The organism is Streptomyces pseudogriseolus (assembly GCA_002154585.1).
In the GTDB taxonomy this organism is placed as follows: domain Bacteria; phylum Actinomycetota; class Actinomycetes; order Streptomycetales; family Streptomycetaceae; genus Streptomyces; species Streptomyces pseudogriseolus.
Map to the genome: position 1 here is coordinate 1 of MUNG01000043.1, position 14,657 is coordinate 14,657.

Sequence of the window (14,657 nt, forward strand, 5' to 3'; positions counted from 1 at the left end):
GGGCGTCTCCTGCTCCGCCGGCCCCGGCGGAGCAGGAGACGCCCGACGGGGTGCCCGAGCCGGGGCCGCCGCGAGGGCGGCGGTTTCTTGGTGCCGCGCTGCGGGAGCGGCTGCCGCTGTGGGTGCAGGCCCGGTGCGGGCTGGAGCGGCGCAGTGTCGTGGCGCTGTCGGCGCTGCTGGTGCTCGCCCTGGTGTTCGCCGTGCAGCACTTCTGGACCGGGCGCACCCAGCCGGTGAAGGCGCCGGAGGTGGTGCGGGCGGCTCCCGCCGCGCGGGGGGAGGGCATGGACGGCGGCGGAGACGCCTCGGGCGCTCCGGGTGCCTTCGGGCAGGCGGGCGGGACGGCGGCTCCCGAGATCATGGTCGACGTCAGCGGCAAGGTGAGAGACCCGGGCGTCCACCGGCTGCCCGCGGGCTCACGGGTCGAGGACGCGCTGAAGGCGGCCGGCGGAGTGCGACCCGGCACGAGGACGGGCGGCCTCAACCGCGCCCGGTTCCTCGTCGACGGCGAGCAGTTGGTGGTCGGCGGCCCCGCGCCGGCCGGAGCGGCGGCCCCCGCGGCTCCGGCGGGCACAGGGACGGCGGCGGTCCCCACGGCGCCCGTGTCCCTCAACACCGCCACCGTCGACCAGCTCGACACCCTCCCCGGAGTCGGCCCCGTCCTCGCGCGGCACATCGTCGACTACCGCACCCGCAACGGCGGTTTCCGCTCCGTGGACGAACTGCGGGAGGTCAACGGCATCGGAGACCGCCGCTTCGCCGACCTGCGCGGCCTCGTACGGCCATGAGCACCCGCGCTGCCGTCGTCCACGACGTCCCGGCCGAGCGTCCGGGCACCTCCCGTCCGCGCCAGGAGGGACCCACCGATCTCCGGCTGGTCCCGCCCGCCCTCGCCGTCTGGGCCACGGCGGCGGTGATGCTGCACGCCCCGCCCGGCTGGACCGTGGCCGTCGTGACCGCCTCGCTCCTGGTGGCCGCCGTCCTGCTCACGGCGCGCGGCGGCTTCCTCCTGGGGCGGGGCCTCCTCCTCCCGGCGCGCCGGGGCCTGACCACCCGGGCGCGCGTCACCGCCCAGGCCGTCGCGGCCACCCTGCTGTGCGCCGCGGCCGCCGCCGCCTCGGCGGGCCTGCACGGCGCGGACGTCCGGCGCGGTCCCGTCCCCGAGCTGGCCCGGGAGTACGCCCGAGCGGTCGCCGAGGTGGAGGTCACCGCGGATCCACGGCTCACCAAGCCCCGGGTCAGCGGCAACCACATGGCCCCGGTGTCCGTGCTGATCGAGGCCGACGTACGGCGCGTGGAGCGGGCCGGTGCGGCGACCCGCACGACCAGGGCGCCCGTGCTGCTGATGATCGCCCCCGGCGACCGGAAGGACACGGCCCCGTCCGCCGCCCACCTGGACTCGCCCTGGCTGGCCCTGCTCCCCTCCACCCGGCTGCGGGTCGAGGCGAGGTTCGCGCCGGCGATGGAGGGGGGCGACCGGTTCGCGGCGGTGCTCCGGGTGGACGGGCGTGACGGCCCTCGGGCGGTGGGCGGCCCTTCGGCCCCGCAGCGGCTCGCGGGACGGCTGCGCGGCGGACTGCGCGAGGCGACCGAGGACCTGTCGGAGGACGCGCGGGCGCTCCTGCCGGGACTGGTCGTCGGGGACATCTCGCGGGTGACGCCGGAGCTGGACCAGGCGTTCCACGAGACCGACCTCACGCACACCCTCGCCGTGTCCGGGTCCAACTTCACCATCCTGCTCGCCCTGCTCCTCGGCCCGCCGGGGCTGGCGCAGCGGGCCGAGCGACGAGGGCTCGCGCCCCGCGCCGGCATCTCGCTGCGGACCACGGCGGTACTCGGCGCCGCGCTGTCGTTGGCGTTCGTCGTCGTCTGCCGGCCCGACCCCAGCGTGCTGCGGGCCGCCGCCTGTGGCTCCGTGGCGCTGCTCGCGCTCGCCACCGGGCGCCGCAGATCCCTGATCCCGGCACTGGCGACGGCGGTCCTGCTCCTGGTGCTGTACGACCCGTGGCTGGCCCGCAGCTACGGCTTCCTGCTCTCCGTGCTGGCGACCGGTGCGCTGCTCACCGTCGCCCCACGCTGGAGCGAGGGACTGCGCCGACGCGGAGTGCCGCCGCGCCTCGCGGAGGCACTGGCCGCCGCCGGTGCCGCGCAGGCGCTGTGCGCGCCGGTGGTCGCCGTGCTGTCGGCCCGGGTGAGCCTGGTGGCGATCCCCTGCAACCTGCTCGCCGAGGCCGCGCTCGCTCCCGCCACCGTCCTCGGATTCCTCGCCCTGGCCACCGCGCCGGTCGCGATGCCGTTGGCCAAGGCGGTGGCGTGGTGCGCGAGCTGGCCCGCGGAGTGGATCGCGCAGGTCGCCAGAACGGGGGCCGCGCTGCCCGGTTCCGGAGTGGACTGGCCGGGCAGCTGGGCGGGGGCGGCGGCCCTGGGCGCCGTCACCCTGCTCGTCCTGCTCGTGGGACGCCGGCTGCTGCGGCACCCCTGGTGGTGCGGCGCGTGCGCGCTGCTGCTGGCACTGCTGGTGGTGCAGCCACGGCCACTGACCCGGGCCGTCACGGGCTGGCCGCCGCCAGGCTGGCGCATGGTGATGTGCGACGTCGGCCAGGGCGACGCGCTGGTACTGGCGGCGGGCGGGAACACCGGCGTGGTCGTGGACGCCGGACCCGATCCGCTGCTGGTCGACGACTGCCTGCGCTCCCTGGGCGTCACCCGGGTCCCGCTCGTGATCCTGACCCACTTCCACGCCGACCACGTGGCCGGGCTGACCGGCGTGTTGCGCGGGCGCGAGGTGGGCGGCATCGGGACCACGGCCCTGGAAGAACCGGCCGACCAGGTGGCGGCCGTCCGGAGAGCCGCGACCGCCGCCGGCGTCCCGCTGACACGGGTCGCCGCCGGGGAGCGCCGCCGGGCCGGCGACCTGACCTGGGAGGTGCTGTGGCCGCCGCCCGGAGGCCACCCGGCGATGGAGGGCCCGAACGACGCCAGCGTCGCCCTGCTCGTCCGCACCGGCACCCTGCGCCTGCTCCTCCTCGGCGACCTGGAACCCCCGGCCCAGCGCGCCCTGGCCCGCTCACCCGCGGCGCGGGACCTGGCCGGCGTCGACGTCCTCAAGGTCGCCCACCACGGCTCGGCCTACCAGGACCCGGGCCTGGTCCGACTGACCGCACCGCGCCTGGCGCTGATCAGCACCGGCGAGGACAACACGTACGGCCACCCGGCCCCGAGCACGCTCGCCGCCCTGCGGGCCGGGGGAGCGGAGGTGCTGCGCACCGACCGGGACGGGGCGCTGGCGGTCGTTCCCGGTGCGGGCGGGGGCGGAGAGCTGGAGGTGGCGCGACACTGAGGGCATGAGCGAGGGGATCGACGCCGCGACCGCTGACGCCTATCTGCGCCGGCTGGGGGTGGAGCGGGCCGGCCGGCCCACGTCGGGCGCGCTGCGGGAGCTGCATCTGCGCCATCTGCGGACCGTGCCGTTCGAGAACCTGTCCGTGCATCTCGGCGAGGAGATCGTGCTGGACGGGAAGCGGCTGGTGGACAAGGTGGTGGGGGCCCGGCGCGGCGGGTTCTGCTACGAACTCAACGGCGCCTTCGGGGCGTTGCTCACCGCGCTCGGTTACGACGTCCCCCTGCTCGCGGCGCGCGTGCACGGGGACGAGGGCCGGCTGGGCATCCCGTACGACCATCTCGCGCTGCGGGTGCGGACGGAGGACGGCGGGGACTGGCTGGCGGACGTCGGGTTCGGGTCGCACTTCCATCTGCCGCCGGTCTTCGCCGAGCGGGGGGAGCAGCGCGATCCGGTGGGTGTCTTCCGGATCGCGGAGGCGGAGGCGGCCGACCTGGACGTGCTGCGTGACGGCCGGCCGGTGTACCGGCTGGAGACGCGGCCCCGGGCGCTCGGCGACTTCACGGCCGGGGCCTGGTGGCACCGCACTTCGCCCCACTCCCACTTCACCCGGTCGTTGGTGTGCTCGCGGGTCACCGCCGACGGCGGGCGGATCACGCTGAGCGGCCGCCGGCTGACCCGCACCGCCCCGGACGGCACGCGGGAGGAACGGGGGGCCGGGTCGGACGCGGAGGTGCTGGAGATCTACCGGGACGAGTTCGGGATCGTGCTGGACGCGGTGCCGGCCGTGCGGGGCGGGCGGACGGACGGCTGAGCCCGTACCGGACAATGAGCCGTGTGAGTGATGTGCGACATGTGCTGGTGCTGCCCGACCGGGACGCGGCCGAGGAGGTGGCCGAGGCGCTGGAGGAGCGCTTCGGCGTGGACGAGGAGCCGCGGCTCGTGCGGGACGCCCTCGCGGGCGAGGACGACGCGGAGGACGCGCAGTGGCTCGTCCTCCTGCGGGACGAGGCGGGACGGCTGGACGCCGGCGAGCTGAACGAGTTCGTCGCCCGGTGGGACGGGTGGCGCGAGGAGCCGTAGCCCCCGCCGCCGGCCGGGCGGGCGGTGATGTCGGTGGCCCGTGGGATGCTTGTCGGCGATGGCCAGGAAGAACGCATCCGACGACCTGCTCGCCCCCGTGACGCTCGCCGTGGGCCAGGAGGAGCTGCTGCTCGACCGCGCCGTGCGGGAGGTGGTGGTCGCCGCGAAGGCGGCCGACGCCGACACGGACGTCCGCGACCTGACCCCGGACCAGCTCCAGCCGGGCACGCTCGCCGAGCTGGTCAGCCCCTCGCTGTTCGCCGAGCGCAAGGTCGTCGTCGTACGCAACGCGCAGGACCTGTCGGCCGACACGGTCAAGGACGTCAAGGCGTACCTGGCCTCGCCCGCCGAGGAGATCACCCTCGTGCTGCTGCACGCGGGCGGCGCGAAGGGCAAGGGCCTGCTCGACGCGGCGCGCAAGGCGGGCGCCCGGGAGGTGGCCTGCCCGAAGATGACCAAGCCGGCGGACCGGCTGGCGTTCGTGCGCGGGGAGTTCCGGACGGCGGGGCGTTCGGCCACGCCCGAGGCGTGCCAGGCGCTCGTCGACGCCATCGGCAGCGACCTGCGCGAGCTGGCCTCCGCGGTGACACAGCTCGTCGCGGACGTCGAGGGCACCATCGACGAGGCCGTCGTCGGCCGCTACTACACCGGGCGGGCCGAGGCATCGAGCTTCACGGTCGCCGACCGGGCGGTCGAGGGGCGTACGGCGGAGGCCCTGGAGGCGCTGCGCTGGTCGCTGTCGACGGGGGTGGCCCCGGTGCTGATCACCAGCGCGCTGGCGCAGGGCGTGCGCGCCATCGGCAAGCTGTCCTCGGCGCGCGGCGGCCGGCCCGCCGACCTGGCGCGCGAGCTGGGCATGCCGCCCTGGAAGATCGACCGCGTACGGCAGCAGATGCGCGGCTGGACCCCGGACGGCGTGTCCGTGGCGCTGCGCGCGGTCGCCGAGGCGGACGCGGGCGTGAAGGGCGGCGGGGACGACCCGGAGTACGCCCTGGAGAAGGCGGTCGTCACCATCGCCCACGCGGCCCGCTCCGGACGCCGGGCATAACCACCCGCCCCCCGCCGGACGTCGGTCGTCCACTGTCGGGGATCCGAGTGGCACCGCGCCGCACGGAGAGGACAATCGGAGGTATCAGCCCAGGCCGCCAGGTATGAGAGGTGGCGAGCGACATGGCTGAACATCCGAACGCGCAACTCGTCCGCAAGGGGTACGACGCCTTCACGCGCGGGGACATGGACACCCTGCGCGGCCTCATGGCGGCCGACGCCACGCACCATGTGCCCGGGACCGGGATCCTGTCGGGCGACTTCAAGGGACATGACGCGATCCTCGACATGTACCGGCGGCTCGGTGAGGAGACCGACGGGACGTTCAGGGTCGAGCTGCGGCAGGTCCTGGTCGACGGCAGGGGGCATGCCGTGACACTGCACCACTTCACGGCGGACCGGCGGGGCCGGCACGTGGACGAGGACGGAGGCATCGTCTTCCGGATCGTCGGGGACAAGATCACCGACCTCGACGAATGCGTCGCGGACCTCGACGTGGTGAACGACTTCTGGTCGTAGCGCCCGGGTACACGAAGACCCCGCCCTCCACCCTGGGGAAGGGTGAGGGGACGGGGCCTCCGGTTCAAGCTGTCGAGCCCGTACCCGCGTGGCGAACGCAGGCCGCGTACGGGCCCTGGGGTGTCGGCCGGGGGCGGATGAGAGAGGGCCCGCCCGGGTCCCGCCGACGGTCAGATCAGGGTGGTTCAGCCCTTGACGGCCGCGACCTTGCGAGCCAGCGCCGACTTCTTGTTGGCGGCCTGGTTCTTGTGGATGACGCCCTTCGAGACGGCCTTGTCGAGCTGGCGCGCAGCGGCGCGCTGGTACTCGGTGGCCTTCTCGGCGTCACCCGCGGCGGCGGCCTCGCGGGCCTTGCGGATCGCGGTCTTCAGAGAGGACTTGACGGCCTTGTTGCGCAGCCGGGCCTTCTCGTTGGTCTTGTTCCGCTTGATCTGGGACTTGATGTTCGCCACGAATGAGCCTCTACAGGTTCTGGCACGGGCCGTACGCTGACGCACGGCTTCGCACCGGGTGATTTCTTGGGGTGTGCCTCGCGCTGAGAGGGCATGAGACACAGCCCCCCACACTACCAGCGGGCCATTCCGTGGCCCAAACCCGTCCCCGGTCGCCACCCGTGGGACCATGGAGGCTACGTATCGATCCGACCCGAGACCGCAGACGGACAAGCACACGTATGCGGACGCCTCAAGAATCAGGACCCTGCGTGCCCGCGATCCCCAGCCATGTGCCCGAGCCGAGCCGTACCGACCCGGCGCTGATCCGCAATTTCTGCATCATCGCGCACATCGACCACGGCAAGTCCACGCTCGCCGACCGGATGCTCCAGCTGACCGGTGTGGTCGAGCAGCGGCAGATGCGCGCTCAGTACCTCGACCGCATGGACATCGAGCGCGAGCGCGGCATCACGATCAAGTCCCAGGCGGTGCGTCTGCCGTGGGCCCCGACCCACGACAAGAGCAAGACGCACATCCTCAACATGATCGACACCCCGGGGCACGTCGACTTCACGTACGAGGTCTCCCGGTCGCTCGCCGCGTGCGAGGGGACCATCCTCCTCGTCGACGCCGCCCAGGGCATCGAGGCGCAGACCCTCGCCAACCTGTACCTGGCGATGGAGAACGACCTCACGATCATCCCGGTGCTGAACAAGATCGACCTGCCGGCCGCGCAGCCGGAGAAGTTCGCCGAGGAGCTGGCGAACCTGGTCGGCTGCGAGCCCGACGACGTGCTGAAGGTCTCCGCGAAGACCGGTCTGGGAGTCGAGGCGCTGCTGGACCGCGTGGTCGCCGACATCCCGGCGCCGGTCGGCGTCGCGGACGCCCCCGCCCGCGCGATGATCTTCGACTCGGTGTACGACTCCTACCGCGGTGTCGTGACGTACGTCCGTGTCATCGACGGCCAGCTCAACAAGCGTGAGCGGATCCGGATGATGTCCACCGGCGCGACGCACGAGCTGCTGGAGATCGGCACCAACTCGCCGGAGATGCTGTCCGCCGACGGCCTCGGCGTCGGTGAGGTGGGCTACCTCATCACCGGTGTGAAGGACGTCCGCCAGTCGAAGGTCGGTGACACCGTCACCAGCCAGTCCAAGGGCGCCACGGAGGCCCTCGGCGGCTACAAGGACCCCAAGCCGATGGTGTTCTCCGGGCTGTATCCGCTGGACGGCTCGGACTACCCGGAGCTGCGCGAGGCCCTGGACAAGCTCCAGCTCAACGACGCCGCCCTGGTCTACGAGCCGGAGACCTCCGCCGCGCTCGGCTTCGGCTTCCGCGTCGGCTTCCTCGGCCTGCTGCACCTGGACGTGATCCGCGAGCGGCTGGAGCGCGAGTTCGGGCTCGACCTGATCGCCACCGCGCCGAACGTGGTCTACCGCGTGGTCATGGAGGACGGCAGCGAGCACACCGTCACCAACCCGAGCGAGTTCCCCGAGGGCAAGATCGACGAGGTGTACGAGCCGGTCGTGCGGGCCACGATCCTCGCGCCCAGCGAGTTCATCGGCTCGATCATGGAGCTGTGCCAGAACCGGCGCGGTGTGATGCTCGGCATGGACTACCTCTCCGAGGACCGGGTGGAGATCCGCTACACCCTGCCGCTCGCCGAGATCGTCTTCGACTTCTTCGACCAGCTGAAGTCCAAGACCCGCGGCTACGCCTCCCTCGACTACGAGCCCACCGGCGAGCAGACGTCCAGCCTGGTCAAGGTGGACATCCTGCTGCACGGCGACAAGGTGGACGCGTTCTCCGCGATCACCCACAAGGACCAGGCGTACGCGTACGGCGTGCGGCTCGTCGCCAAGCTGAAGGAGCTGATCCCGCGGCAGGCGTTCGAGGTGCCGGTGCAGGCGGCCATCGGCTCCCGCGTCATCGCCCGCGAGACCATCCGCGCCATCCGCAAGGACGTCCTCGCCAAGTGCTACGGCGGTGACATCTCCCGTAAGCGGAAGCTGCTGGAGAAGCAGAAGGAAGGCAAGAAGCGGATGAAGATGGTGGGTTCCGTGGAGGTTCCGCAGGAGGCCTTCATCGCCGTCCTCTCCAGCGACGAGAACGCGGGATCCGGCAAGGCCAAGAAGTAGCCGAAGGTTACCGCGGGTCACTCCGCGAACCGGGCGAATCGGGGCCCGTCGCACCTGCGTGCGGCGGGCCTCGCGCGTTCCTCACGTGCCTGTCTGTGTGAAGTTACAGGCCGTGACCCCTTACGCGGTGGCCGGTCGACCTTTACTCTGTCCGTGCTCGATAGTTACTCGCGAGTTAAACAACGTCGCGTGGAAACCCCAGCCGCACTGAGCCAGCCGCACCGTCGCGGGCCCCGGAGGATGTCGTGAGCGACACACAGACACTGATCGAGAACCGTCCGCCGAGCGTGGCGAGCCTCTTCCTGGAGCGTGTGGCGGCCACACCGGACGCCGAGGCCTACCGCTACCCGGTCCCGCCGGCCTCCGGTGAGGGCCCGGACGACTGGAAGTCGCTGACCTGGGCCGAGGCCGCCGAGCGGGTCCACTCCATCGCGGCCGGCCTGATCGAACTGGGCGTGCGCCCGGAGGAGCGGGTCGCCCTCGCCTCCGCCACCCGGGTCGAGTGGATCCTCGCCGACCTCGGCATCCTCTGCGCCGGCGCCGCCACCACCACGATCTACCCGCAGACCAACGCCGAGGAGTCGGCGTACATCCTCTCCGACTCGCAGAGCCGGGTGCTGGTCGCGGAGAACGCCGAGCAGGCCGCCAAGGCCGTCGCCAAGCGTGACGAGCTGCCCGAGCTGACCCGCGTGGTGGTGATCGACGCGGAGGGCGTCGACACCGACGACTTCGTCATCACCCTGGCCGAGCTGGAGAAGCGTGGCGCCGCCCGCCTCCTGAAGGAGCCGGAGCTGATCAAGGAGCGGGTCGCGGCCCTCACCAAGGACCAGCTCGCCACCCTCATCTACACCTCCGGCACCACCGGCCGCCCCAAGGGCGTGCGCCTGCCGCACGACAACTGGTCGTACATGGCCAAGGCGATCGCCGCGACCGGCCTGGTCAGCGGGGACGACGTGCAGTACCTGTGGCTGCCGCTGGCGCACGTCTTCGGCAAGGTGCTCACCTCCGGGCAGATCGAGGTCGGCCATGTCACCGCGGTCGACGGCCGCGTCGACAAGATCATCGACAATCTGCCGGTGGTCCGGCCCACCTACATGGCCGCGGTGCCGCGCATCTTCGAGAAGGTCTACAACGGCGTCGCCGCCAAGGCGAAGGCCGGCGGGGGCGCCAAGTACAAGATCTTCCAGTGGGCCGCGGGCGTCGCCCGCGAGTACGCCAAGGTCACCCAGGACAACTTCCGCCGCACCGGCAGCGCGACCGCCCCCGCCGGACTGCGCACCAAGCACGCCCTCGCCGACAAGCTCGTCTACGCCAAGATCCGCGAGGCCTTCGGCGGCAACCTCCGCGCCTGCGTCTCCGGCTCCGCCGCCCTCGCCCCCGAGATCGGCTACTTCTTCGCCGGCGCCGGCATCCACATCCTCGAGGGTTACGGCCTCACCGAGTCCTCCGCCGCCTCCTTCGTCAACCCCGGCGAGGCCTACCGCACCGGCACCGTCGGCAAGCCGCTGCCCGGCACCGAGGTCCGCATCGCCGACGACGGCGAGATCCTGCTGCGCGGCCCCGGCATCATGCAGGGCTACCACAACCTCCCCGACAAGACCGCCGAGGTCCTGGAGGAGGACGGCTGGTTCCACACCGGCGACATCGGCGAGCTGTCCGCCGACGGCTACCTGCGCATCACCGACCGCAAGAAGGACCTGATCAAGACCTCCGGCGGCAAGTACATCGCGCCGGCCGAGGTCGAGGGACAGTTCAAGGCGGTCTGCCCCTACGTCTCCAACATCCTCGTCCACGGCGCCGACCGGAACTACTGCACCGCTCTCATCGCCCTCGACGAGGCCGCCCTCACCGCCTGGGCGGCCGAGAACGGCCTGGAGGGCAAGCCGTACGCGGAGATCGTCGCCGCGCCCGCCACGGTCGAGATGGTCGACGGCTATGTCAAGCAGCTCAACGAGGGCCTCCAGCGCTGGCAGACCATCAAGAAGTTCCGCCTCCTGCCGCGTGACCTCGACGTGGAGCACGGCGAGATCACCCCGAGCCTGAAGCTCAAGCGCCCGGTGGTGGAGCGCGAGTACAAGCACCTGATCGAGGAGATGTACGAGGGCACGCGCGAGAAGTGACGGACCGTCGGCCGGGGGACACGCTCTCCCGGCCGACTCTCCGGCGATCACGAGGTGGCCGTTTCTCCCGACGGAACGTGGCACGGGGCGCGCCACAGTTGGAGAAACGCTCCAATCGCCGTTCGCCGGAAGCCCGCGCTCAAAAGCGTGGCCTGACGCGCCGACGGCCGCTAGGCTCGAAGATCCTCAGGCGCCCCGTCGGATCGGACGCGGACACGGGGCCAACGGCTGATCAGAGAGAGCGTACTCATCCGATGAGCGCAAGTGGTGCGGCGCGTACGCCCGATCCCAGACTTGCCGGACTCGCCCGCACCTCACGGAACTTCGGCTTCCTGTACGACCATCTGCCCCTGCTCGTGGCCTACGGCGCCGCCGCCGAGGCACATGTCTTCACCGACCCGAACACCTCGCTCCTGAAGTCCCGGCAGTTCGGCGAGACCCTTGCCGCGGACCTCGTCCTCCGGGGCCGTGTCCCGTACACGGGTGACAAGCAGATCGAACGACTGGCCGCCCTAGACCGCGAGGGCTATCTGCACGGCAACGTGAAAGACGCCTTCCACGAGGTCCGGATCCTGGGCAACAAGGCCAACCATGACGGCCATGACAACCCTGACGACGCCTTCCGCGCGCTGCGGACCTGCCATCGCCTGGGCGTCTGGTACTACCGTCTCCTCACCGCCTCCCGCGACCAGCGGACCTTCGTCCCGCCGGACCCAGCCCGCACCCCGGCCGCCGAGAACCGTGCCCTGCGCTCCCAAGTGGCCGAGACGCGACGCGCCCTTGAGGAAGCCCGCCTGAGCTACGAGGGCCAGGCGAGCCAGGCGCAGGCCGAGCAGACGGCCCGCGCCGCCGCACAACGCGATCTGGCCGCCGTCACCGCCGAGCGCGAGGAACTCGCCCGCCAAGTCGAGGCCATGCGCGACCAGCTCGTGGCACTCCAGCAGGCACAGACCGCCGCCGACACCCGTCTGCTTCGCCTGCGGGCCACCACCCCGTCCGCCGCCTCCGAGGCCGTGGCCGAGCGCGCCCGGCTCCTCGACAACGCCGAGCAGGCCGCCCGCGAACCCCTCACCGAGGCCCAGGTGCGCACCCGCCTGGACGAGATGCTCACCGAGGCTGGCTGGAGCGTCCAGGACGCGGGCGCCGACCTCAACCTCTATGTGCAGGGCGACCGGCGCGGCAGCGGCGTCGCCGTCCGCGAGGTGACCACCGCGAAGGGCCGCGCCGACTACGCGCTGTACGTGGAGCGCAAGCTGGTCGGGGTGATCGAGGCCAAGCGCGAAGGCGCCGACCTCACCGCCGCCCAGGAACAGGCCGACCGGTACGCGGACCATCCCACCGACACCCAACAGCGCCTGATCGCCTGGCGCACCCCTCTGCCGTTCCGCTACGTCTCGGACGGCGGCGAGACCCGGTTCCGCAACACCCTCGACCCGGACTCGCGCACCCGGCGCATCTTCTCCTTCCACCAGCCCCGCACCCTCGCCCGGTGGATGCGCCAGGCCGAGCAGGACCCGCAGGCCCCCTCCTACCGCGCCCGGCTGCGCCTGCGCATGCCCGAGCTCGACGAACGCCCGCTGCGTCCCGCGCAGATCAAGGCGGTGCGCGGGGTCGAGGAGTCCGTCGCGCACGGCAGGGGCCAGCAGGGCACCGGCCAGTCCCGTTCCCTGGTGCAGATGGCGACGGGCGCCGGCAAGACGTACACGGCGGTCACGTTTGCCTATCGCATGCTCAAGTACGCGCAGGCGGAGCGCGTTCTGTTCCTGGTCGACCGGAACAACCTGGGCGCCCAGGCGCAGACCGAGTTCGAAAACTTCATCACCCCCGACACCAACCGCACCTTCGCCGACCTGTTCAACGTGCAGCGTCTGGGCGCCGAGGGCATGAACCCCTCCGCCAAGGTCGTCGTCTCCACCGTGCAGCGCCTGTACATGGAGCTGACCGGCGCGACCGTCCCCGCCCGGACGGGCACCGACGGCGAGGAGGAGTTCTCCTACGAGACACCTGGCGAGATCACCGTCGGGTACAACCGGAACATCCCGCCCGAGTCCTTCGACCTGATCGTCGTCGACGAGTGCCACCGCTCCATCTACGGCAAGTGGCGCTCCGTCCTGGAGTACTTCGACGCCCCGATCGTCGGCCTCACCGCGACACCCGTCGCGCAGACCTTCGGCTACTTCAACGGCAACCTGGTCAGCGAGTACACCTATCAAGAAGCGGTCGCCGACGGCGTCAACGTCGACTTCCAGGTCTACGAGATCCTCACCCGGATAACGGGCGAGGGCGGAGTCATCGCCCAGGGCACCATCCCCGTCCGCGACCGGCGCACCCGCAGACAGCGGTACGAGGACTTCGACGAGGACGTCACCTACGGTGCCCGCGAAGTCGGTGTCGGCGTGATCAGCAAGGACCAGCTGCGCACGGTGATCCGCACCTTCCGTGAGCGCCTGTTCACCGAGATCTTCCCCGGACGCGCCAAGCGCGATCCGGAGACCGGCGAGCTGCTGTGGGACGAGATGTACGTCCCCAAGACCCTGATCTTCGCCAAGAACGACAACCACGCCGAAGAGATCGTCGAGGTAGTCCGGGACGTCTTCGGCAAGGGCGACGACTTCTGCGCGAAGATCACCCACGCGGCACGCAAGCCCGCCGAACGCCTCTCCGACTTCCGTAACCTGCCCCAGCTGCGCATCGCCGTCACCGTCGACATGATCGCGACAGGGACGGACGTCAAGCCGCTGGAGTGCCTGCTGTTCCTGCGTGACGTCAACAGCTGGGCCTATTTCGAGCAGATGAAGGGCCGAGGCGCCCGGACCCTGTCGCTCACGGAGTTCGAGCGGGTCACGCCGGGCGTCGGTCCGAAGACGCACTTCGTGATCGTCGACGCGGTGGGGGTGACCCGCAAGGAGAAGGTGGACGCGGGCCCGCTGGAGCGGCACACGGAGAAGGACCTCAACCTCGAGAAACTCCTCCGTCTGACCGCCCGGGGGGTCGCGGAGGACGAGCACGTCTCCACCCTCGCCTCGCGCCTTGCCAAACTCGATCTCCAGATGACGGACGAGGAGCGGGCGGAGATCGAGAGCCTGAGCGGCGGCGTCCCCCTGAAGACCATCGTCCACAACATGGTCGAGGCGGTGGCGGTCGACGAGCAGGCGAAGACACGGGAGGGCGCAGAGCGGCTCGGACTCGACCCGGACAAGGCGGTCAGGGCCGCTGTGGACCGCGCCCTGCGACCACTCGCGTCCAACCCCGCGTTGCGCAGCCGGCTGCTGGAGATGCGGCGCGCGAAGGACATCCTGTACGACGAGACCAGCCGCGACGCCCTGGTCTCCGCCGGCGCGGTCACGGAGGACGAGTCGACGGCCCGCGAGACGGTACGCGACTGGCGGGCGTACGTGGACGAGCACCGTGACGAGATCGCGGCGCTCTCCCTCGCCTTCGCCGCCGGCTCGCAGGTGCCGCCGCGCGAGGCCCTGCGGCGCTTGAAGGACCTGGCGCGCTCCGTGGCCCGTCCGCCGCGCGCCTGGACGACGGACAGGCTCTGGCGTTCCTACGAGCAGGTCGGCGAGGCCGTGGCAGCGGACCGTTCCGCCGCACGGACGGCGGCCGACCTGCTCGCGCTGATGCGGTACGAACTGGAGGGCGGCGCGGAGAAAGGCGCCGAGCCGCCACGTCCGCACGACGAGGTGATACGGGAGCGGTACGCGGCCTGGCTGGCGCGGCAGGAGCAGGCCGGTGTGATCTTCACCGAGCAAGAGCGCTGGTGGCTGGACCACATCGCAGCCGCCACGGTCAAACATGTACGCTTCGACACCGCCGACCTCGACTACGCCCCGTTCACCAAGCGGAACGGCACGGACGGCTTTCTGGCGCAGTTCGGCGAGACGAGGGCGGAAGACATCCTCGACGAACTGGACAGGGAGCTGGGCGCGTGACGCTGGGGCTGAGTGCGACGGCCGGGGGCGGGCCCGGGGAG

At 71.8% G+C, this 14,657-nt stretch carries 10 protein-coding genes; 9 read left to right on the top strand and 1 reads right to left on the bottom strand.

The genetic code is table 11. From position 1 onward, the window contains the following. From CCN29_RS05800 to CCN29_RS05825, 6 genes are all read left to right on the top strand, one after another. Positions 1–788: ComEA family DNA-binding protein (locus CCN29_RS05800; protein ID WP_442538245.1), on the top strand; the 788-nt coding region annotated here is incomplete at its 5' end. After that, on the top strand, positions 785–3,340 hold the full coding sequence (locus tag CCN29_RS05805; protein ID WP_086680375.1) for a ComEC/Rec2 family competence protein: 2,556 nt from the start codon (positions 785–787) through the stop codon (positions 3,338–3,340). The genes CCN29_RS05800 and CCN29_RS05805, both read left to right, overlap by 4 nt. 4 nt (positions 3,341–3,344) lie before the next feature. Further along, complete coding sequence (locus tag CCN29_RS05810; RefSeq protein ID WP_086680377.1) at positions 3,345–4,154, top strand: arylamine N-acetyltransferase family protein; 810 nt, start codon at positions 3,345–3,347, stop codon at positions 4,152–4,154. 23 nt (positions 4,155–4,177) lie between these two features. Then, positions 4,178–4,423 carry a hypothetical protein gene (locus CCN29_RS05815; protein ID WP_037723888.1) on the top strand — a complete coding sequence of 82 codons (246 nt, stop codon included), beginning with the start codon at positions 4,178–4,180 and terminating at the stop codon, positions 4,421–4,423. 58 nt (positions 4,424–4,481) lie between these two features. Continuing rightward, on the top strand, positions 4,482–5,471 hold the full coding sequence (holA, locus tag CCN29_RS05820; RefSeq protein WP_006136064.1) for a DNA polymerase III subunit delta: 990 nt from the start codon (positions 4,482–4,484) through the stop codon (positions 5,469–5,471). Between the two features lie 122 nt (positions 5,472–5,593). Continuing rightward, a complete protein-coding gene (locus CCN29_RS05825; protein WP_006136063.1) occupies positions 5,594–5,989 on the top strand; it encodes a nuclear transport factor 2 family protein in 396 nt (131 codons plus the stop codon). 185 nt (positions 5,990–6,174) lie between these two features. Here the strand turns inward: CCN29_RS05825 and rpsT are convergent, their stop codons facing one another. After that, the gene (gene rpsT / locus CCN29_RS05830; protein ID WP_006136062.1) at positions 6,175–6,441 is read right to left on the bottom strand and encodes a 30S ribosomal protein S20; all 267 of its coding nucleotides are present in this window, start codon (positions 6,439–6,441) and stop codon (positions 6,175–6,177) included. A 251-nt stretch (positions 6,442–6,692) separates the two neighbouring features. Between rpsT and lepA the strand changes: the two genes are divergently transcribed. The 3 genes from lepA (at position 6,693) to CCN29_RS05850 (ending at position 14,616) form a co-directional block, all read left to right on the top strand. Then, positions 6,693–8,561, top strand: a complete 1,869-nt coding sequence (gene lepA / locus CCN29_RS05840; protein WP_006136061.1) for a translation elongation factor 4 — start codon at positions 6,693–6,695, stop codon at positions 8,559–8,561. 245 nt (positions 8,562–8,806) lie between these two features. Then, positions 8,807–10,681: an AMP-dependent synthetase/ligase gene (locus tag CCN29_RS05845; protein ID WP_006136060.1), complete on the top strand. Its 1,875-nt coding sequence runs from the start codon at positions 8,807–8,809 to the stop codon at positions 10,679–10,681. Positions 10,682–10,935: 254 nt separating this feature from the next. Further along, entirely contained in the window at positions 10,936–14,616 is a 3,681-nt protein-coding gene (locus CCN29_RS05850) for a DEAD/DEAH box helicase family protein (RefSeq protein WP_442538246.1), read from the top strand. Positions 14,617–14,657: the final 41 nt, after the last annotated feature.

Coding starts and splice junctions, on each gene's coding strand:
- CCN29_RS05805 (WP_086680375.1), top strand. CDS start 785: ATGAGCACCCGCGCTGCCGTCGTCCACGACGTCCCGGCCGAGCGTCCG.
- CCN29_RS05810 (WP_086680377.1), top strand. CDS start 3,345: ATGAGCGAGGGGATCGACGCCGCGACCGCTGACGCCTATCTGCGCCGG.
- holA (WP_006136064.1), top strand. CDS start 4,482: ATGGCCAGGAAGAACGCATCCGACGACCTGCTCGCCCCCGTGACGCTC.
- CCN29_RS05825 (WP_006136063.1), top strand. CDS start 5,594: ATGGCTGAACATCCGAACGCGCAACTCGTCCGCAAGGGGTACGACGCC.
- CCN29_RS05850 (WP_442538246.1), top strand. CDS start 10,936: ATGAGCGCAAGTGGTGCGGCGCGTACGCCCGATCCCAGACTTGCCGGA.